The sequence below is a fragment of the Anabaenopsis arnoldii genome, assembly GCF_028331025.1.
Classification (GTDB): Bacteria; Cyanobacteriota; Cyanobacteriia; order Cyanobacteriales; family Nostocaceae; genus Anabaenopsis; species Anabaenopsis arnoldii.
Genome location: NZ_JAQMUH010000196.1, coordinates 27,381 through 47,737, shown reverse-complemented (window position 1 = coordinate 47,737; position 20,357 = coordinate 27,381). Strand labels below are relative to the sequence as shown.

Genomic DNA, 20,357 nt, shown 5'->3' with positions numbered 1-20,357 from the left:
ATTAGCTATTTTATATTTTAAAACCAATGAACAGAATCACGTGATTTTTAACCACATAGAACCCAAACAATATGTATTCTTAACAAGATGGTGGTGAATATTATTCTGCACTTATGCACTTATTAAATTAAGTAAGGATAAGCAAAGGATATCTTACCCCTGTGTTCGGTAAAACCTTACTTACTTGAGGGGTTTTCAGCATCAAAATCTCATTTGAGCTAGATACAATTAAAGTGCGACCTAAGTCATGCTGTGGTCCAAAAGAAACTCATGTACCATGAGCGGGAGAGCAGAATTATGAACAATCAATTAAAAACCGTTGCTTTGCTGGCTGTTCTGAGTGGTTTATTGATTGCCATTAGCTACTGGATAATTGGCGGTACTGGCGGCTTAATGATCGGAATTGGGTTAGCAGCAGCAACAAACCTGTTTTCCTGGTATCAATCAGACCAGATTGCTCTGCGAGTCTACCGCGCCCAGCCCGTAACTGAGGCTCAAGCACCGGGACTTTATGGTATGGTACGGAAATTGAGCGATCGCGCCAACATTCCCATGCCGGGAATTTACGTTGTTCCTAGCCCAACTCCCAACGCTTTCGCCACCGGAAGAGATCCAGAACACGCCGCCGTGGCTGTGACCGAAGGTATTTTGAATATGTTACCAGATGACGAACTTGAAGGTGTGATTGCTCACGAATTGACTCATATTGTTAACCGTGATACCCTCACACAAGCTGTTGCAGCCACAATTGCCGGGGCTATATCGTTTCTGGCACAAATGTTGAGTTATAGTTTATGGTTTGGTGGTGGTTCACGAGACAATAACAGGGGTGGAAATCCTTTAGGTATTTTGTTAACGGTATTACTTGCCCCCATAGCGGCTACAATCATACAGCTAGCAATTTCGCGTACACGAGAGTTTTCCGCCGATGCAGGTGCAGCCAGATTGACTCGTAATCCCCGCGCTTTAGCTCGGGCGCTACAAAGGTTAGAATCTATAGCCAGACAGTTACCTTTAAATGCTAACCCCTCTTTTGAGCCGTTATTAATTATTAATCCAATTTCCGGTCAGTTTCTGGGTAACTTATTCTCTAGTCACCCTGCTACAGAAGCACGAGTTGAAGAATTGCTCAGATTAGAGCAGCAACTACTCAAAACACCTTAAACTCAAGATATTCTAGACTATTTGGAGAGTTGCCTCTCCAAATAATTTATGTTAACTTAACCGAAAATTTAACGATAAAAAATAATCTGCCTCCGGAAAAGTACACTCTTCTAGGAAAATGAGAATGTTAAGGCAATTAAATTGAGGAAATTCAATAATTAACTATAGTCAAGATAGAAATATTTAGACAGTACTATGGCAATTATAGTCTCAGAGTCTCAGGTGAATATGATGAACAAAGGTTTGCTGAAATTCCTCACCCAGCCATTGTTAGGTGTGGCTTTATTAACCACTGTCAATGTTGCTGCGCCGAGTGCGAGCCTAGCTCAGGGACAAATAGTATCACAAACAACACAACCAATCTTTCCTTCGGTACAATCAGGAACAGCGGATAAAGAACGAATAATTCCCACAGCACAGCAAGTATCACCATCTATCCCAATAGACACCAATTATACTCTAGGCGGCGGCGATCTAATTCGCGTCAACGTATTTGAAGTACCAGAATATACTGGCGAATATCAAGTACCACCCGGAGGGTCAATCAACCTACCTTTAATTGGCAGTGTACCTGTTCTCGGTCTAACAACCGAACAGGCTGCTGATGAAATAGCACGGAGGTATTCTCGGTTTCTCAAGCGTCCCCTCATTTCAGTTAATCTGTTATCACCTCGTCCAATCAACATTTTGGTCGCCGGAGAAGTGACAAGGCCAGGAGCTTATACCCTGAATTTACAAGGAGGCGCTGGCAATAATCCCGGTGTACAATACCCCACTGTCTTAGCTGCACTGACCACAGCTCAGGGTGTAACCTTGGCAGCAGATGTTACTCAAGTGCAATTAATACGTAAAAGAGGACGTTCTTCTGAGCAAGTTGTCAACCTGAATTTACAGCAACTAATCCAGACAGGTCGGATAGATCAGGACATTACTCTCAGGGATGGCGATACTATTGTTGTGCCAACTGCAACCAATTTTAACATCGCAGAAGCACGTAATCTGTTTGCAGCGAACTTTGCCGCCAGCCCTACTACACCAAGGACTGTAGCCATCATTGGTGCTGTCAATCGTCCCGGTTCATATGTAGTTGGATCAGGTGGCGAAGGAGCCGGTGCAGTACCTACTGTGATGAGAGCCCTGCAATTGGCCGGGGGAATTACATCAGAAGCTGATGTTCGTAATCTTAAGCTGCGCCGACCGACAAGGACAGGCTCAGAACAAAATATAGATATCGACCTCTGGAAATTATTGCGGAGTGGTGATGTTAATCAGGACATTATTGTCCAGGACGGAGATACAATTTTTATTCCTACTGCCACTGAGATAAACGCTGCAGAAGCTACTCAATTGGCTACCAGTACTTTATCTCCCGCAACAATTCAAGTTGGTGTGGTCGGGGAAGTGAAAAGACCCGGAGCAGTAGAGATTCAGCCTAATAGCTCCTTGAATCAGGCCTTGTTGGCTGCAGGTGGATTTAATGATGCTAGAGCTAGAACCAATACGGTGGATTTAGTTCGCCTTAACCCTAATGGTTCTGTAACTAAGCGGGAAGTCAAGGTTGATTTGTCTGCGGGAATTAATGAGGAGAGTAATCCCATACTCCGCAATAATGATGTTGTCATAGTCAACCGTTCCGGTTTGGCTCGAACTGGTGACAGTGTTGGTGCGGTAATCAATCCTTTAGGTGGTTTGTTGGGAATCTTCAGGGCTATATTCGGTTTCTTTTAAGCCAATTGGGTGGTGTTCCCCAGGGCTTTATTTCCTGGGGCGCAACTTTAACCCGATATTAGTAGTCAACTAGTTGAACTACTTTTTGAATGGGATTATCTTATGTCCTCGTGGTTCAGGAAACACCCACCTCCAATATCCTTGCTTAATGGGTTACTATGCAGTTTCACTCTCGCTCTGGGTTGGGGTGTGAGTATTCCCTTGGCCACAGCAGCAGAAACCGTTACTATCCGTTTAGGTGTCTTTCAACAGTCACTAGCGATCGCTGACTTAGAGAAATTTGCTAAATCTGGGAAACTACCAGAACACTTACAGCTATATAGCTTTGTGTTAACGCCAGAAGTAGGTAAATTACTGGAGAGAAGGTTGGAATTAGATCCAGCTTTTGCAGATAAATTTGTGGAGGAGCTATTGCGATCGCCACAAGGTAGACAGTTAATTACTTCTTTGAGAACAGCAATACCAGATAGCACCATAGAAACAATTCAATCGGCCCTCTATCTGTCTGTACGTCAAGTCAACGGTTTGAGTGTAATTGGTTTTTTGCGCGCCTATCCCCAAAAAAATATTACTGTTGATGCAACTTCAGCACTGCAAATTGCATTAGAACTAAACGCTAACAAATTACAAAGTCAAGTCCTCGGGCTTTTCTTAGAACGACAATTATTAGTAAAAAATCATCCGCTTTTTCAACCAACCTTTGACCCTGCTAGTAAAGGAAAAAATGCAGTTGAGCAGCAAACCCTGATCCTACAAGACAGAGAACGAAATCGCAGCATTCCTGTAGACATTTATTCGAGTCAAAGTTACACCCCAGCGCCACTGGTTGTCATTTCCCACGGATTTGGAGCCAACCGTCAATTCTTGAGCTATTTAGCACATCATCTAGCTTCTCATGGAATTACCGTTGCTGCAATTGAGCATCCTGGTAGTAACTCTGTAGCCATCAGTCGGGCTGAAAATTACATGAATTTGGCTCAACTACTACCAGCTACTGAATTTATTGAGCGCCCCAAAGATGTCAGCTTTTTGCTCAACGAATTAGAAAAACTTAATACTCAATCGGGACAACTTCAAGGAAAACTGAATACAAACCAAGTAACTGTCATTGGTCACTCTTTAGGAGGGTACACTGCTTTAGCCTTAGTTGGTGGAGAAGTCAACCTCAAAGAATTACAACAGTTCTGCAGAACTTCTCTTTCCTTTGGCGAATCACCGGGTGATTGGTTACAGTGTGCAGCAGCTAGTTTAAAAGAGAATAAACTAGATTTACAAGATCGGCGAGTTCAAAGCGCGATCGCACTCAATCCCCTGGTTGGTAAACTCTTCGGTACAAACGGTCTGACTAAAATTGCCAAACCTGTATTAATCTTAGCGGGAACTGAAGATGTACTTACTCCAGCCTTAACCCATCAAATCATACCCTTTAACCAACTCCAGGGTTCTAAGTACCTGTTAACAGCCATTGGTGGTACTCACTTGAGTATTCATGACCCCGCATATCCCATGAGTGGGGCCACTGCGATCGTGAGAGAAAAGCGAGGGGAAGAAACCCACTCATTACGTCAGTTAATTCGCGGTGTCACCTTAGCATTTATCAAACAACACACACCACAAGCCCAAATTTACCAACCATTTCTCACACCAGCTTACGCCCAATCTCTTTCCACAGTAGCACTCCCCCTCCGTTTGAATTCTGATTTACCAGAAAATATCAAACCTTGGCTAAGTTCGCTGATCAAATAATCACCCTCCCCCTATTAATGTCAATTAAATCACATAATTCCTGTTAATAAAATTACATACCCAACATGAAAACTCAAATCTCAGGCTAAGGTAGTACCATATGATTTACACTAAATTTACCCAAAGGCTGAATAGGAGAACATATGGAGCCAATTATTGCCATAGTCTTAGCGCTCATAGCCTATGCTTTAGGATCTGCAAAATTGATTAATCAAGGTAACGAAGCCCTAGTAGAACGCTTGGGGCGATATCACCGCAAGCTTGGGTCTGGACTCAATTTTATTGTTCCTTTGGTAGATCAGATTGTGATGGAGGATACCATACGGGAGCAGTTTATAGACATCAAACCTCAAAATGTGATCACCAGAGATAACATTTACCTAGAAGTTGATGCTGTTCTGTTTTGGCGCATTAGAGATATAGTGAAAAGTTTCTACGAAATTGATGATCTCCAAGGGTCTCTCAGACAACTAGCCACAACTACACTCCGGGAAATCATCGCCCAAAACACTGTGGAAGAAACCAATGTCTCCCGTGCGGAAATGGACACAGCCATTTTAAATCAGTTAAATCAAACAACACAAAATTGGGGAGTGGAGATTCTGCGCTTGGATCTTCAAAGCATTACACCGCCTGAAAGTGTGCGAAAGTCCATGGAAGAAGAGCGAGCAGCAGAAATTAAAAAACGGGCCCTGGCTTTTGAAGCCGAAGGGGAACGGGACGCTGCTATTAAGAGAGCCCAGGGAACTCAAACCTCAATGCAGATAATTTCTGAAGCTTTACGTTCTCATCCTGAAAGCCGGGAAATTCTTAGATATCTTGTTGCTCAAGATTATGTCGTGGCTAGCCAAAAACTTGGTGAGAGTAATAATGCTAAAATTGTCTTCATAGACCCCAGTAAAACTAATGAAGTCTATAACCAGTTGATTGCCGACTCCATAGCTCAAGAAGGTAGTAGCAATAACTCACCAACAAAGTAACAGCTAGGCGATGACAGCAGTTTGCACAAGGAGAAACCACAATTACCATTTTTATCGCCATAGTAAATCAGCTACCAGTGACACATCTCGCATTTCCTGAACATCGTGAACTCGCAAGATATCAGCACCATGAGAAATAGCTGCACAACAAGCTGCTGCTGTTCCCCAGACCCGTGCTTTGGGGTCTGGTTGGTTTAAGATGTGTCCAATAAAACTTTTCCGGGATGCTCCTACTAAAATAGGGCAATTTAGAGCTTTGAATGCACTCAATCGGCGCAAAATTTCTAAGTTCTGCTCATGATTTTTAGCAAAACCAATCCCGGGATCAATGATAATTTTTTCGATGTCAACCCCTGCTCTAGTTGCTGCTAGAATTTGTTTTGCTAAGAAACTAGAAATTTCTCCCATCAAATCCTCATAATCAGTCATTTGTTGCATTGTCTGGGGCGTTCCCCGGATGTGCATCAAGACAATCGGCACATCTAAACTAGCAACTGTAGGTAGCATCTCTAAATCAAATGTACCACCGGAAATATCATTAATTATATCCGCTCCAGCTTCTATAGATGCCCTGGCTACATCTGCTCTAGTTGTATCTACAGAGATAGGCACACTAATTTCTGGTCGGATAGCCTCCAAGATGGGTAGTACCCGATCTAGTTCCTCTACAAGACTGACTTGCTCCGCTCCCGGTCGAGTTGACTGACCACCCACATCGATGATGTCAGCGCCAGCAGCTACCATGGCTCGTGCTTGTGCTAAAGCCCCAACCCTATGATTAAACAGACCACCATCGCTAAAGCTATCAGGGGTAACATTTAAAACACCCATCAAATAAGTTCGCTGTCCCCACACAAAACAGCGATCGCGAATTATTAACTGGCTGGACATATAGACATTTTCAGTTAAAAAACAAACATTAAGAATAAAATCAATACACGCATTCCCCGGACCCGCCAGGGAAAAAGCGTTATAGATAAAATTACTTGTAATTGACAATGCGAGCAAAACTTGCGGGTTCCAAACTGGCTCCCCCCACAAGAGCGCCATCAATTTCCGGTTGAGCCATAATCTCATCAATATTATTCGGCTTCACTGAACCACCGTATTGAATCGAAACATGAGGATTACTCAACTGACTACGAATTAAACCAATGACCCGATTAGCTTCAGTGGATTCACAAGTATCACCAGTACCAATTGCCCAAATAGGCTCGTAAGCAATCACCAAATTATCCTGATCGACATCTATCAGGTCTTTATCTAGCTGGGCGGTAATTATTGATTCAGTTTCCCCAGCATCTCGTTGTTCTTTAGTTTCGCCTACACATAAAATCGGTGTCAGACCGTGCTTTTGAGCCGCTTTGAGGCGTAAATTGACCGTTGCATCTGTTTCTCCAAAGTATTGTCGTCTTTCGCTATGACCGACAATTACAAAACGTACACCAAGTTCCGTCAACATAGGTCCAGAAATTTCGCCCGTATAGGCTCCATTTTCTTCCCAGTGAACATTTTGCGCCCCCAACTGGATGACGCTACCATGCAAACTCTTGGACAACAGGTTTAGGTTAGTGAAAGGAGGACACAATACCACTTCCCGCCCTTGGGGTATTTCCTCCAAGTGAGGTAGAAATCCCTGTAAAAAATCTTGGGTTTCTGCCTGGGTTTTGAACATTTTCCAGTTACCGGCTATAACTATTTTCCGCACAGGTGATTTAGTCAAGATTCTAACGCTAATAGATGCATTTTTCAGTTTAGGACGTTTTGTTAGTCATTGCTCATTGCTCATTAGTAATTGCGAAAAACTTCCCCTGCGCACCCCTACTGATTCACCCAATCTCCTGCTAAAAATAACTAGGATAAGAATATCGGGATAAAATCCCAAATCGCCAATTTAAAATTGATATGACTTCTACATTGCCTTTGCCTGAACCTCATCACAGCGACTCGCCTAACTGGGAGGCAGAACTTGATAGTGCCATTTTCAGTTTTGAGGATATTCAAAGGTCACTCAACTATAAACAAGCACAAACAGCACTGCGAAACTTAGTTACCAATGTTGACCTGACCCCCCAGGAAAAACGCGGTTTGGAAGTTGAACTGGCTGATTTGGAAACTATGCTGGGTAAGTTGGACAGTGTGGTAGTACAAATTGCTGCTTTTGGCATGGTGGGACGCGGTAAGTCCTCCCTACTCAATGCCTTAGTGGGACAAACCGTGTTTGAAACTGGACCTCTCCATGGAGTCACCCGTAATTCCCAAAGAGTTGACTGGACTATTAGTGAAGAAAAAATCGGGGACAATGAACCTACCTTACGGGTAACTTTATCTGGGGAGGGTCAATGTCAGGTGGAACTAATTGATACTCCTGGGTTAGATGAAGTAGATGGTGATACTCGTGCTGCATTAGCTGAACAGGTAGCAAAGCAAGCAGATTTAATTTTGTTTGTGATTGCCGGGGACATGACAAAAATAGAACATCAAGCCCTTTCTCAGTTGCGGGAAGCCGGTAAACCTATAATTCTGGTATTTAACAAGGTAGACCAATATCCCGAATCCGACCGCATGGCAATTTATCGCAAAATCCGAGATGAACGGGTCAGGGAGTTACTCACTCCCCTGGAAATTGTCATGACAGCAGCATCACCACTGGTGAGGACCGCGATTATTCGCCCTGATGGTAGTAGGGGGGTGCAGTTACGTACCAGTACAGCCCGGGTTGAAGAACTGAAACTAAAAATTCTGGAGATTTTACAGCGTGAGGGTAAGGCTTTGGTGGCTCTCAATACTATGCTTTATGCGGATAATGTCAATGAGCAGTTGGTAGAGCGAAAACTAATGATTAGGGAGCAAAATGCTAATCAGTTGATTTGGAAGGCTGTGATGACTAAGGCAATAGCGATCGCTCTCAATCCGGTTACTGTTGTGGATATACTTAGTAGTATAGTAATTGATATTTCTTTGATTTTGGGTTTGTCTAAACTCTATGGCATCCCTATGAGCGAAAGTGGTGCTGTACAATTGCTCCAAAAAATTGCCCTGAGTATGGGCGGTATCGGTTTGAGTGAGTTACTCGCAAATTTAGGCTTAAGTGGCTTAAAAACTCTGCTGGGTATTTCTGCATCAGCTACCGCTGGCGCCACCTTTGCGCCTTACATTTCAGTAGCACTTACCCAAGCTGGGGTGGCCGGGGTTTCTTCCTATGGTATTGGACAAGTTACTAAGGTTTATTTAGCCAATGGCGCTACTTGGGGGGATGAAGCACCCAAAGCAGTTATTAGTCGGATTTTGGCCAACTTAGACCAGCAATCTATCCTCAACCGCATTAAGGAGGAATTACAACAAAAGGTGAAACTAAAACCTTAAATCATCTATGTCTAGTTTTGCGATATTCTAAGTACAGCTACAGGATGAGAAATGTAGAATGTCCCGAGCTTTTGAACAATCTATTCAAATTAATGCCACAGCTTCAGTGGTGGAACGCTGCATTACTGATTTAACACTCATGCACCGTTGGCTCAATCCTGCTCTGTGTTGTGAACCTGTGGGGGCAGTTTGGAGTACTGATGTGGGTAGTGAAAGTCGCTTTATTATTCAAGTTCCCCTACTTAAGCCCAGCTTATACAGCGTTGTTGTGGAACGAGAACCAGGTTTAGTGGTTTGGGAATTTCAGGGATTCTTTCAAGGACGCGATCGCTGGGAATGTCAACAAATACCACAAGGAACACTTCTTGTCAATCGCTTTGAGTTCAATATTCCTAATCCTGTGGTCAGTTGGGGGTTCAATAACTTTGCCGCATCTTGGACTCAAAAAGATATGCAAGCCCAACTAAGTCGCCTCAAACAAGTAGCAGAGTCATTAGTGATTAGCTAATCCTTGTCCAACTCAGCCAGTAAGCTGCGAATTACCACCGCATCCTGAGCATGAGGAACCTTATCCAAATAAGTTTGCAAATCATCAGCAGCTTGGGCATATTCACCAAGTTGATAATAGAGCAAACCGCGATCGCGCACTTCTAAAATCATCCCAGGAAACAAGAACAAAATTCGTTCTATAGCCGCCAAGCTTTTTGCTAAATTTTGTTGTTTGAGGTAAATATATTTCAAATTAGTCAGCATCCGCATCAAAAATTGCCGATTACTTACCGGTTCTAAAAACTCAGGCTGTAAACTCACAGGTTGCTGAAACACTTGAGATAATCGTTTTTCACAATCTTCTACAAACATCACCTCACCCCCATTAAACGCATCCACAAAAATTTCCATATCTGGAATATTCGGGCGAATCAGAAAATGTCCTGGCATTCCCACACCTACCATAGGAAAATCAATCCTACGAGCAATTTCTAGATAAACCAACGCCAAAGTAATGGGGATCCCCAAACGACGGTCAATGACATCATTGAAAAAGCTGTTGCGGGGGTCATAGTACTCCTTTTGATTACCAGCAAATCCTAAATCAACGTAGAGATACTGATTAATAGTTTGGATAATTCGCAGAGGATATTGTGAAGCGGGTAAGCGTTCTTGAACTTCGCCAGCCATTATATCCAGGGTATTGAGGTATTCCGCAATATCCAGGTGAGGATATTCTTCCTGAGCTATATACAAAGCTGCCTTGGCTAAGTCAATAGCCTCCTCATGCTCCTGAATTTCCTGGTAAAAATATAATCTAGCTGACGAGAAATTCATAAGTAAATCCTGAGTATAATTAAATATTTACCCCTGAGTAACTCCAGTTTACACTCAGAGCAATAACCGCCCACAGAAAATCCGAATTTTGTCTAGGTGTTCACAGCAGTTTAACAACCCCGCAGCATCATCTCCCCAATCCCAGAATTTTGCTAGAGTTAAGGCACCAGAGGTTTTTCAGTCAAATCTCTGATAACGCCAGCAGACGAGGCTATCTATGCTTACAAGTACACTACTTCTGTCCAACCAAATTCCCACACTACAATACTCCTCAACTCCAGAGCGATTCGATGACACCTGGGAAGCCCCTCTGGCGACCCTCCTAGGATTAGGACGCGCCGCCGGTGCTGACCTGATCGAATTCTTTTTAGAACGTCGTAACTACATTAGTTGTCTAGCAGAAGACGACGCTATTACCAGCATTTCACCCAGTTTAGTCACTGGTGCAGGGGTGAGGGTATTTCGCGGTGCAGCCGACTGCTACGTTAGCACCAATGACCTATCCTTTGGGGGTTTAAAAGCAGCCTTAGAAAAAGGTCTTTCCATTCTGGGACTACAACTACCTATTCATAATGCTTTTATCCCAGAAATTAACCTAGAGTTACTCAGAGACTACGCCACCAAAAGAGGCAAAGATGGTTGGTTACCCCTGTGTAGTTCCATCCGAGAAATGGGAGAAGTGCTTTTAGATGGTACTGCTCAACTGCAGCGAAAAGCTAGTCACGTACAATCTCGCCGGGCTTCCTATTTCCGAGATTGGCAAGAAGTCTTAGTTGCTGCTAGTGATGGCACATTTGCTCGTGACATTCGCCTCACGCAATCGGTGGGGTTTAACCTATTGTGCGCTGACGGTGCTAATCGCGCCTCCATTGGGGAACGCGCTGGTAACACCAGTGATGCTAATTTCTTGAGAACTTGGGATTATCAACAAGCAGCCGAACAAATAGCAGAATCTGCCGGGAAAATGCTCTATGCAGACTATGTAGATTCAGGTACTTACCCCATTATCATGGCGAATCACTTCGGTGGGGTAATTTTCCACGAAGCCTGTGGACATCTGCTAGAAACTACCCAAATTGAACGCAAAACAACCCCATTCGCCGACAAAAAAGGTGAAAAAATTGCCCACGAAAGTCTCACAGCTTGGGACGAGGGACGGGCAGAAAATGCCTTTGGTACCATTGACATGGATGATGAAGGTATGCCAGCTCAAAGAACCCTATTAATTGAAAAAGGTGTCCTGAAAAACTTCTTAGCAGACAGAACAGGCTCCTCTCGCACTGGACACCCTAGAACCGGAAGCGGTCGCCGCCAAGGTTATACTTTTGCTGCTGCTAGTCGGATGCGTAATACTTATATTGCTCCTGGGGACTACACCACTGAAGATTTATTTAACTCTGTTGATAAAGGTATTTACTGTAAAAAGATGGGGGGCGGTAGCGTTGGCGCTACAGGTCAATTTAACTTTAGTGTAGATGAAGCTTATTTAATCGAAAATGGCAAAATCACTAAACCACTAAAAGGAGCCATTCTCATTGGTGAAGCCAAGGAAATTATGAATAAGATTTCCATGTGTTCTCAAGATTTGGAACTAGCTCCCGGCTTCTGCGGTTCTGTTAGTGGCAGTATCTACACCACGGTTGGACAACCCCACATTAAGGTTGATTCTATCACTGTTGGCGGCAGATAGAAATTCCTGCGTGTCTTGGTGTTTTCGTGTTTAATACAACATGGAATACACCACCAAGGCACAAAATCACAAACCAAACTTTTGGCGCAACACAATCTCAAATACGAAATCCTTTGACTATGCCGAATATTACAGAAATTGCCAATAACGCCAAGGAAAAAGCTAGTAAACTTGGTATTAAAAAATTTGACATTTACGGCTCAACAATAGATGAAACTAGCGTCCAAGTAGACCAAGGTGAGCCGAAACAAGTAAAAGCCTCAAATCGTTCTGGGGTAACTGTTCGCGTCTGGAATGATGAGAATACAATGGGTGTTACCAGCACCACAGATGTAGATCCCAAAGGCCTAGAATTAGCTTTAAAAACTGCCTACGAGGCGAGTTTTTTTGGTGTGAAGGAAAATGTCCCGGATTTTAGTCCAGAGTCCACTGTTCCTATTGCCTATACACCTCATGATAAAGCGCCCCAAGCACCTGTGGCTGAGTTGATTAACAGTCTACTGGCGGCTGAAAAGGAACTTTTAGCGGCTCATGGGGCAATTAAGGGTGTGCCTTATAATGGTTTAGCTCAAAGAGATATTGATAGGTTCTATGTCAATAGTGACGGTGCTACTAGAACTGAATCTCATTCTTTAGCATCGATTTATCTTTACAGCAAAACTGAGGAAGATGGCAAAAAACCACGCAGTGGTAGCGCTTTTAGAGTTGAGCGGAGTTTAAATAGTCTCGACATTAATGGTTGTGTCCAGGAAACAGCCCAGAAAACTATTAGTCACCTGAACTATGAAAAAATCCAGTCTGGTAAATATCTAGTTGTTTTCTCTCCTGATGCTTTTTTAAGTTTATTGGGTGCTTTTTCTAACCTGTTCAATGCTCAAAGTATTCTGGATAATCAAAGCTTGTCTAATGCCGATGATTTAGGTAAGCAAATTGCTTCACCTTTGCTTTCAGTTTATGATGATGCACTACACCCTGCTAACGTGGGTGCGGAAAGTTTTGATGGTGAAGGAACTCCGACTCGCCAGGTGTCCCTGATTGAAAATGGCGTTTTAAAAAGTTTTCTTCACAGTGCGGGTACTGCGAAAAGAATGAATACCCAGCCGACTGGTAATGCTAGTATTGGGGCAAAAGTCAGCGTTAGTCCTAACTTCTATCATGTTTTTGCAGCTACATCACCCGCACAGGAGTTGAGCTTAGAAACTGCGGAAAATGTGGTTTTGATTGATGATTTACAAGCTCTCCATGCAGGGGTTAAATCTTTACAAGGTTCGTTTTCTCTGCCTTTTGATGGCTGGTTAGTTAATAATGGTGTGAGAACTAGTATTGAATCAGCCACTGTTGCGGGTGATTTCTTGGAACTCCTGAAGTCGATAGTTTATGTAGAAAAAGAAGTCGAGCTTACCCCTGGTGGAGTTTGTCCCAAAATTTGGGTTGACGGACTTTCTATTACTGGAGAGTAACAGTTAAGGGAAGTTATGGGTTGTTGATCAGCCTCTTCTCTTCGGTTGTAGTATATTGCTTTGCGGTCAGTGGGGGACTTAAGTCCCCCACTACTAAGCTGAATCTTTACCACTACCTAATAAATACAACAGTGCCATACGAATAGCGATACCACTGGTAACTTGGGACTGAATTAGGCTAAATTCTGGATCATCCATCAAATCTGAGCTAATTTCTACACCACGGTTGACTGGCCCTGGATGTAAGACTTTAACATGAGGCTGGCACAGTTGTAGTTTTTTGCGTGTAATGCCAAAGGTCTGATGATATTCTCGTAAACTTGGGAGTAGGTGAGCTGTCATGCGTTCCTTTTGCAGGCGCAAGGTCATGACTAAATCTGCATCTTTTAAGGCTGGTTCTAATTCCCAATGTAAAAATAGTTGACGGTTAAGTTTTGGGGATGAGTCAGTTTGACCGCTCTCTAAAACAAAGTCTTGGAATAACTGAGGTAGAAGGGTGGGCGGTGATGCTAGATGGACTTGAGCGCCACTGGCTGTTAAACTCCAGATATTGGATCGGGCTACGCGGGAATGTAAAATGTCTCCGACGATGGCAATTTTTTTATCTTTTAAGAGTTCTAGTCGGGGATGACTGGGGTCAATCAATGTACAGATCGTAAATAAATCTAGCAGTGCTTGGGAAGGATGCTCATGTTGACCATCACCAGCATTGAGCACGCTAACTCTTACTCCCAGACGATCCATTTCTTGCGCGATCGCATTGGGTACTCCTGCTTCTCGATGACGGATGACCATAATATCAGTTCCCATAGCCAAATAGGTTTTGGCTGTGTCAAGAATTGTTTCTCCCTTAGTCATGGAAGAACTGGCGGCGGTGAAGTTAAGGGTATCTGCACTCAGGCGTTTAGCGGCCAGTTCAAAACTGCTGCGGGTGCGTGTGGAGGGTTCAAAAAATAAATTCGCCACCACCTGTCCTTGTAGACTTGGTACTTTTTTTGTCCGCCGTGACAGCACCTCTTGAAAACTAGCAGCAGTTTGTAAAACTGTATCGTATTCATTGGTTGTGAAGTCAGCCAGGGAAAGAACGTGATGACGATTCCAGGTGCTACTAGGCATAAAATTGTTTTTAATATTTAAATTTCGAGTTCCTTAATTATTCATAATCGCATCTAACAAAATCCCAGCCCCAAAACGCACAGGGTCACTGCAAGGTAAACCAGTTTCGGCTGTGGTTTGCGCGATCGCATCTTGAGCTGTCAAGTCGTCTAAATGAGCCGTATTCAAAGCTATACCCACCACAGGAACATCCCCAAAAGCACCTGCTGCACTAGCGACACTTTCATACAAGCGAATTACCTTGGATAAAGAGGGAATCACAACATGGGGATGATTACGCACTTGAGCCTGTCCCGCCCGATGTGCCAAAATTAATTGTGTTGGTTGGGAGCCACGAATTAAAGGCAAAGTAGCAGTAGAACCAGGATGCAGCAATGAACCTTGTCCCTCAATATAGAGAATGTCGTAGTCGTTACCACAACCCATCACCATTTGTTCCACAGCACCGGCCGCAAAATCTACCCGCACAGCATCTAAGGGTATCCCCTCCCCTGCTAACATCACCCCGGCTTGACCTGTAGCTAAAAATTTAGAACGCCACCCCCGTCGCTGTGACTCCCAATGTAATTCTAGGCTAGTGGACATTTTACCAATTGCCATATCAGTTCCCACAGTCAGCACCCGCCGACAGGGAAGAGTACTAGCCAAACCGCTACCAACGCCTAAATTAGCCGGTTCTTGACGTACATCCCAAATTAATTGTCCCGGTTTGAGCAGAGCATTTAACTCTGGTATATTTGCCAATGGTGTGTGTAAACCATTTACCAAAGACATCCCGGCTTGTAAGGCATTTTTAATGTCTTCCCAGTAATCATCCGGTAAGGCCCCACCTTTAGGAGCAATACCAATTACTAGTACTTCCGGTTTGTACTTGAGTGCTGCGGTTAATGATGATACAATTGGCACATTGTTCTTGATCCCAGTTAATTCTAACAAAGATTTGCCCGCACATTGGCGATCAATTAAGGCAACGATGGGGGCTTGACAGTAGCGTAAAAGTGATAGCCCGGTTTTACCCTGAGTTCCCGTAATTCCTTCATGTAGCAGAATTGCTATTTTTTGATTAAGCAGCAAACGCACTGTATTGTACCCCCAAGCCAGGTAAATCGTTTGGTAAAACTCTCCCCTCTTGCAGCAATGCACCGGTAAAGGGGTCATCAATTAAGTTAAGGTGACTGTCTAAATCTAAATAATCAGCTAATGGTGCTAACTGTGCTGCGGCTGTATTTGCTAGTGTACTGTCAGAATAGCAACCGAACATCACTTGTAACCCATAAGCTCGGGCTGTATGTACCATACGCATAGCCTCTGTGAGTCCCCCTGATTTCATGAGTTTGATATTTATACCATCCACATAGTTTGCTAAATCAGGAATATCGCTGTTGGTAAAGCAACTTTCATCCACAAATATTGGTAAAGGGGATTTTTCTTTGAGTGAGGCTAAACTTGTTTCTTGCCCTCGTGGTAATGGTTGTTCTACATATTTTATACCCAAATCAGCTAGCCAATTACACATATAAATGGCATCTTCTAAACTCCAACCCCCGTTTGCATCTACGAATAATTCTAAATTTAGTGCTTCTTGTTGCACTGCTAACAGCATTTTCCGATCAGCCTCGATACCATCAGGATTACCTAATTTTACTTTGAAAAGGCGAACATCCATAAATTCTAACCAGTTCCGCGTCCTCGCCCTGGCTGCGTCCGGTGAATTAATTCCAATTGTGACAGAAGTTGGAACTATAACATTAGGGTCAAATCCCCAAATTTGCCACAGAGGTAATTCCACAAGCTTACCTAGCCAGTCACATAGAGCCATATCCAGCGCTGCCCTCACCGATGAGGGAGCCTGCCGTTGTGTTAAAATTACCTCAATTTGCTGTCGTTGTAACGGGCTAAATGTTTTTAATATTGGTGCTAGTTCCTGCAAATGCTGTTTAATCAGAACAGTAGATTGGGCATGATTACCTACACCAAATGGCGATGCTTCCCCCCAACCCTCAATGCCATCGTGTAAAATCTTTACCCATAGGTTTGTTGTTTGGGATGTTGTTCCGCGACTAATAGTCAAGGGAAACCTTTTCTTGACAGTAAATGGTTTTATTTCTAGTTGCATGAGCAATATTGGCACAAAACAATTTAGGTTCTTCCGGCATTTTTATGGCTACTAGGGAAATCTAGTAACTTTTAATGACTATAATTGAGTGATATCAATGTCTGTAATATATACTCTACAAGCATTTAAGCAACATCTAACATACTTTAATTATCACACATATTATATTATATATTATAAATATCATATTTTTTTAGGCGATCGCCATGAAATTTACTGTAGAGAAAATCTTGAATCTTCCCGATATGAAAGTATTAGATTTTCAAGAAATTGAAGGGGGAGAAATAATTATAACACTAGAAAAAGGGGTGAATCATTCGACTTGTCCATCCTGTGGACAAATCACTCATAGTATACATCAGAATCACTGGCGGATGATCCATGATTTAGCTTGGAGTAAAAAACCAGTTCTATTAAAAATAAATCGTCGCCAATTTAAATGTCACAAGTGTAAGAAACTTTTTAGTGAAAACCTAGATTTTGTAGATAAAAGTAAAGGATATACGAAAAGATTAGCGATAGATATAGTGCAACAAGTATTAAATAGTAACATACGCAGTGTTGCCGAAAGAAATGATTTAAGTGACGAAGAAGTAGAATCAATGTTAAAAAATCAAGGAAAGCAAATATTAAATATAAATTTAAGTCAGGTAAAAAGGTTAGGTATAGATGAAATAGCTTTAGTTAAAGGACAAGGAGACTATTTAGCAGTAATAGTAGATTTAGATAGTCATAAACCAATTGAGATAGTGCAATCAAGACGAATAGACGATATCCGTGAAGTTATTGTCAGTTGGAGATTTGAGATACTTAATAAAATTGAAGAAGTTAGCATTGACCTCTGGTCTCCTTATAAAAGTTTAGTAGAAGAGTTAATGCCAAATGCTAATGTAACTGCTGATAGATTTCATGTAATGAAACAAGTAAATGATGAATTAGATAGTATGCGTAAAACGGAAAAGAAGGCAGCTATGGCGCTAGATAATAAATCGGAAAAATCACGAATGTTGGAGGCGTTAAACAAAAGCAAATATAGCTTGATTAAAAATGAAGACTCTCTCAATGAAAAGCCGAAAGAAAAATTAATGTCTGTGCAAGAAGTGTCACCAAAACTTGCCAAAATGCACTCACTAAAAGAAGAATTTAGAGATATATTTGAAACAACTAAATCATGGGGAGATAGTATAATAAAATTATTGGATTGGATGTATGAATCACTTTCATACTTTCCGAAAAGTATAGGTACAATAGTTAGATGGTTCGGTGAAATAGTCGTTTATTTTGACGGTAAAACTACAAGTGGTACTGTAGAAGGAATTAATAATAAACTCAAGTTAATTAAAAGACTTGGATATGGCTTCCGTAATTTCAGTAATTTTAGATTACGCAGTTTATTAAACTGGCATTTTACTATTGATTATCCATAAAAGTAACAGAAGAACCACAATTTATTAGCAATATCATATGATAATCGTGTTAAAAATACTAACGAAATACATTGATTTTTAGCTAAAATTATGACTAAAAAACCGAAACCAGAAATTACATAGCACAGAAGATATTCAAAATCTTTTAATTCATTAACAAACACTTATATAAGAAATCATTCAATCATAAAATTATGTATTAGCCTGAGTCGGATATGCAAATATTTTCAGAAGATTAAAAAAATCTTTCAGATCAAGGTATGTACAAACTACTAAGCTACGTAAACCATAAATGTGATAAAATTAATTTTTTATCCTTCATAAAACTGATAAATGCTGTATTATTATATGTGTGTCAAGAAATCTCGAATATCAAAAAAATACCAGCAAATAAAACAAGTTTAATAGTAAATATCCAAATTCCGTACTATCACAGCAACTTTTATTTAAGTCAGGTACAATAGTGCCGACAAAAGTTATAAGATTCTTAAAGGTTGTTTGATAAGTTTTAAACAGGTAATTTTTATCTTAGGGAACACAGGAAAACACCGAACACACCGAACAGGGAATGGGGAATGGGAAGGATTGCGGAACACACCGAACACACAAAAAACAATAAAATCCAGTCCCCTTCCCTTACAAGGGGAGGGTTAGGGAGGGGTAAAACAATATTTGATACACTAATCATAAATTGACAAACATCCTCTAAGAGTACCGCTCTATAATGTAATATGGGGTATCTGTGTTCATTTGTGTTGATGATCTGTGGTTAAATAAAAAATCTTCTATCAGTAAAAGTTACTGCCAACGCATTTTGCGGGATAATAAAAAAATACTTGTAAATAAAACACATTTATGAATAATAGACCCAAAATTATTGTTTTAGATGATGACCCCACAGGCTCGCAAACTGTCCACAGTTGCTTACTGTTGATGCAGTGGGATGTAGATACTTTACGCCTCGGCTTGCAAGATGATTCACCAATATTCTTTGTCCTGACAAATACGAGATCCTTACCGCCGGAGTCAGCAGCTGCCGTGACTAGAGAAGTCTGTCAAAAGTTAAAACAGGCGTTAAGAGAGGAAAATATAACTGACTTTTTAGTTGTTAGCCGTTCCGACTCAACACTGCGAGGACATTATCCCATAGAAACGGATGCGATCGCCCAAGAACTCGGACCGTTTGACGCTCATTTTCTTGTCCCGGCATTTTTTGAAGGTGGTCGCATCACCCGCGACAGCGTACACTACCTGATGATTGATGGTATACCGACCCCAGTACATGAAACAGAATTTGCCCGTGATTCCGTATTCAGCTACCATCACAGTTACTTACCCAAATATGTAGATGAAAAGACTCAGGGGCGTATTAGTGCGGAATCTGTAACCCGATTTTTACTGGAGGATATTCGCAGTGGTAGTTTAGAACGCTTATTGGGACTGAGTAATAATCAGTGCGCCGTGGTAGATGGTGAGACACAAGCGGATCTCAACTCCTTTGCGGTAGATGTGCTAACAGCAGCAAGTCAAGGAAAACGCTTTTTGTTTCGCAGTGCTGCCAGTATTCTAACAGCTTTGGCGGGCTTACCTCCTCAACCCATTGCCGCTGAAAACATGGCGGAATATGTGCGGGACGGAAAACCGGGTGCAGTAATTGTCGGTTCCCACGTGAAAAAGACCACTCAGCAGTTGCAGTCGTTATTGCAAGTGGAGGGGACGGTGGGAATTGAAGTAGATGTAGCACGATTACTGGATAATGGGGTGAATGAATCGGCTAAACTGCTAACCGAGATTGTGGAAACTACAAAAGCGGTACATAATGGTGGTAAAACACCAGTAGTTTATACCAGTCGTCAGGAACTAACTTTTCAGGATATCAACAGTAGGTTAGAATTTGGGCTGAAAGTTTCGGGTTTATTGATGGATATTGTCCGGGGTTTACCATCTGATATCGGATTTTTAATCAGCAAGGGTGGGATAACTTCCAACGATGTCTTAAGTACCGGACTGTGTTTAAATTCAGCCCGGTTACTGGGACAAATTTTAGCTGGTTGTTCAATGGTGATCACCACTGCGGAACACCCTCAGTTTCCCAATTTACCAGTGGTGCTGTTTCCTGGTAATGTCGGCGATGCTGATGCCTTGGCGAGAATTTACAGAAGATTAACTAGAAAGCCATAGGTAAAAAAATTTTTGGATTTTACAACTGACTTAATATTGATAATTACTCGGTGTATC

16 protein-coding genes are annotated in these 20,357 nt (G+C 42.1%); 10 read left to right on the top strand and 6 right to left on the bottom strand.

The window, feature by feature from the left end:
• Positions 1-297: 297 nt before the first annotated feature.
• The 4 genes from PN457_RS18260 (at position 298) to PN457_RS18245 (ending at position 5,618) form a co-directional block, all read left to right on the top strand.
• Positions 298-1,164, top strand: coding sequence for a zinc metalloprotease HtpX (locus tag PN457_RS18260; protein ID WP_271735027.1), 867 nt, complete (start codon positions 298-300; stop codon positions 1,162-1,164).
• A gap of 228 nt (positions 1,165-1,392) precedes the next feature.
• The gene (locus PN457_RS18255) at positions 1,393-2,892 is read left to right on the top strand and encodes a polysaccharide biosynthesis/export family protein (RefSeq protein ID WP_271735035.1); all 1,500 of its coding nucleotides are present in this window, start codon (positions 1,393-1,395) and stop codon (positions 2,890-2,892) included.
• 102 nt (positions 2,893-2,994) lie between these two features.
• Entirely contained in the window at positions 2,995-4,638 is a 1,644-nt protein-coding gene (locus PN457_RS18250) for an alpha/beta hydrolase (RefSeq protein WP_271735026.1), read from the top strand.
• Positions 4,639-4,781: 143 nt separating this feature from the next.
• On the top strand, positions 4,782-5,618 hold the full coding sequence (locus PN457_RS18245; protein ID WP_271735025.1) for an SPFH domain-containing protein: 837 nt from the start codon (positions 4,782-4,784) through the stop codon (positions 5,616-5,618).
• Positions 5,619-5,669: 51 nt separating this feature from the next.
• Here the strand turns inward: PN457_RS18245 and folP are convergent, their stop codons facing one another.
• Together folP and tpiA are read right to left on the bottom strand one after the other, a co-directional pair.
• Entirely contained in the window at positions 5,670-6,509 is an 840-nt protein-coding gene (folP, locus tag PN457_RS18240) for a dihydropteroate synthase (protein ID WP_271735024.1), read from the bottom strand.
• A gap of 91 nt (positions 6,510-6,600) precedes the next feature.
• Positions 6,601-7,326, bottom strand: coding sequence for a triose-phosphate isomerase (gene tpiA / locus PN457_RS18235; RefSeq protein ID WP_271735034.1), 726 nt, complete (start codon positions 7,324-7,326; stop codon positions 6,601-6,603).
• A 197-nt stretch (positions 7,327-7,523) separates the two neighbouring features.
• Here tpiA and PN457_RS18230 point away from each other — a divergent pair, with 197 nt between their 5' ends.
• Together PN457_RS18230 and PN457_RS18225 are read left to right on the top strand one after the other, a co-directional pair.
• On the top strand, positions 7,524-8,984 hold the full coding sequence (locus PN457_RS18230) for a GTP-binding protein (protein WP_271735023.1): 1,461 nt from the start codon (positions 7,524-7,526) through the stop codon (positions 8,982-8,984).
• Positions 8,985-9,042: 58 nt separating this feature from the next.
• Positions 9,043-9,492: an SRPBCC family protein gene (locus PN457_RS18225; protein ID WP_271735022.1), complete on the top strand. Its 450-nt coding sequence runs from the start codon at positions 9,043-9,045 to the stop codon at positions 9,490-9,492.
• Here the strand turns inward: PN457_RS18225 and PN457_RS18220 are convergent.
• Positions 9,489-10,310 carry a SirB1 family protein gene (locus tag PN457_RS18220; protein ID WP_271735021.1) on the bottom strand — a complete coding sequence of 274 codons (822 nt, stop codon included), beginning with the start codon at positions 10,308-10,310 and terminating at the stop codon, positions 9,489-9,491. The genes PN457_RS18225 and PN457_RS18220 overlap by 4 nt on opposite strands.
• A 217-nt stretch (positions 10,311-10,527) precedes the next feature.
• On the opposite strand from PN457_RS18220, the gene PN457_RS18215 reads away from it, so the two are divergent.
• Together PN457_RS18215 and PN457_RS18210 are read left to right on the top strand one after the other, a co-directional pair.
• On the top strand, positions 10,528-12,000 hold the full coding sequence (locus PN457_RS18215) for a TldD/PmbA family protein (RefSeq protein ID WP_271735020.1): 1,473 nt from the start codon (positions 10,528-10,530) through the stop codon (positions 11,998-12,000).
• A 119-nt stretch (positions 12,001-12,119) separates the two neighbouring features.
• Positions 12,120-13,460 carry a TldD/PmbA family protein gene (locus PN457_RS18210; protein WP_271735018.1) on the top strand — a complete coding sequence of 447 codons (1,341 nt, stop codon included), beginning with the start codon at positions 12,120-12,122 and terminating at the stop codon, positions 13,458-13,460.
• A 93-nt stretch (positions 13,461-13,553) separates the two neighbouring features.
• Here the strand turns inward: PN457_RS18210 and PN457_RS18205 are convergent, their stop codons facing one another.
• The 3 genes from PN457_RS18205 to PN457_RS18195 are packed head-to-tail and all read right to left on the bottom strand — an operon-like array spanning position 13,554 to position 16,692.
• Positions 13,554-14,576 carry an aspartate carbamoyltransferase catalytic subunit gene (locus tag PN457_RS18205; protein ID WP_271735016.1) on the bottom strand — a complete coding sequence of 341 codons (1,023 nt, stop codon included), beginning with the start codon at positions 14,574-14,576 and terminating at the stop codon, positions 13,554-13,556.
• 33 nt (positions 14,577-14,609) lie between these two features.
• The gene (locus PN457_RS18200; protein WP_271735014.1) at positions 14,610-15,656 is read right to left on the bottom strand and encodes a DUF1611 domain-containing protein; all 1,047 of its coding nucleotides are present in this window, start codon (positions 15,654-15,656) and stop codon (positions 14,610-14,612) included.
• Positions 15,640-16,692 carry a dipeptide epimerase gene (locus PN457_RS18195; protein ID WP_271735013.1) on the bottom strand — a complete coding sequence of 351 codons (1,053 nt, stop codon included), beginning with the start codon at positions 16,690-16,692 and terminating at the stop codon, positions 15,640-15,642. The genes PN457_RS18200 and PN457_RS18195 overlap by 17 nt, the downstream gene beginning before the upstream one ends.
• Positions 16,693-16,898: 206 nt before the next feature.
• Here PN457_RS18195 and PN457_RS18190 point away from each other — a divergent pair, with 206 nt between their 5' ends.
• A complete protein-coding gene (locus tag PN457_RS18190) occupies positions 16,899-18,119 on the top strand; it encodes an ISL3 family transposase (RefSeq protein ID WP_271735011.1) in 1,221 nt (406 codons plus the stop codon).
• Positions 18,120-18,974: 855 nt separating this feature from the next.
• Entirely contained in the window at positions 18,975-20,300 is a 1,326-nt protein-coding gene (locus PN457_RS18185) for a four-carbon acid sugar kinase family protein (RefSeq protein ID WP_271735010.1), read from the top strand.
• Positions 20,301-20,357 lie beyond the last annotated feature (57 nt).

Bases quoted from the DNA above. Each gene is read 5' to 3' on its own strand.
- PN457_RS18210 (WP_271735018.1), top strand. From the start codon at position 12,120: ATGCCGAATATTACAGAAATTGCCAATAACGCCAAGGAAAAAGCTAGT.
- PN457_RS18245 (WP_271735025.1), top strand. From the start codon at position 4,782: ATGGAGCCAATTATTGCCATAGTCTTAGCGCTCATAGCCTATGCTTTA.
- PN457_RS18195 (WP_271735013.1), bottom strand. From the start codon at position 16,692: ATGCAACTAGAAATAAAACCATTTACTGTCAAGAAAAGGTTTCCCTTG.
- PN457_RS18205 (WP_271735016.1), bottom strand. From the start codon at position 14,576: ATGCCTAGTAGCACCTGGAATCGTCATCACGTTCTTTCCCTGGCTGAC.
- folP (WP_271735024.1), bottom strand. From the start codon at position 6,509: ATGTCCAGCCAGTTAATAATTCGCGATCGCTGTTTTGTGTGGGGACAG.
- PN457_RS18230 (WP_271735023.1), top strand. From the start codon at position 7,524: ATGACTTCTACATTGCCTTTGCCTGAACCTCATCACAGCGACTCGCCT.
- PN457_RS18215 (WP_271735020.1), top strand. From the start codon at position 10,528: ATGCTTACAAGTACACTACTTCTGTCCAACCAAATTCCCACACTACAA.
- PN457_RS18220 (WP_271735021.1), bottom strand. From the start codon at position 10,310: ATGAATTTCTCGTCAGCTAGATTATATTTTTACCAGGAAATTCAGGAG.
- PN457_RS18225 (WP_271735022.1), top strand. From the start codon at position 9,043: ATGTCCCGAGCTTTTGAACAATCTATTCAAATTAATGCCACAGCTTCA.
- PN457_RS18190 (WP_271735011.1), top strand. From the start codon at position 16,899: ATGAAATTTACTGTAGAGAAAATCTTGAATCTTCCCGATATGAAAGTA.
- PN457_RS18185 (WP_271735010.1), top strand. From the start codon at position 18,975: ATGAATAATAGACCCAAAATTATTGTTTTAGATGATGACCCCACAGGC.
- PN457_RS18250 (WP_271735026.1), top strand. From the start codon at position 2,995: ATGTCCTCGTGGTTCAGGAAACACCCACCTCCAATATCCTTGCTTAAT.
- PN457_RS18260 (WP_271735027.1), top strand. From the start codon at position 298: ATGAACAATCAATTAAAAACCGTTGCTTTGCTGGCTGTTCTGAGTGGT.
- PN457_RS18255 (WP_271735035.1), top strand. From the start codon at position 1,393: ATGATGAACAAAGGTTTGCTGAAATTCCTCACCCAGCCATTGTTAGGT.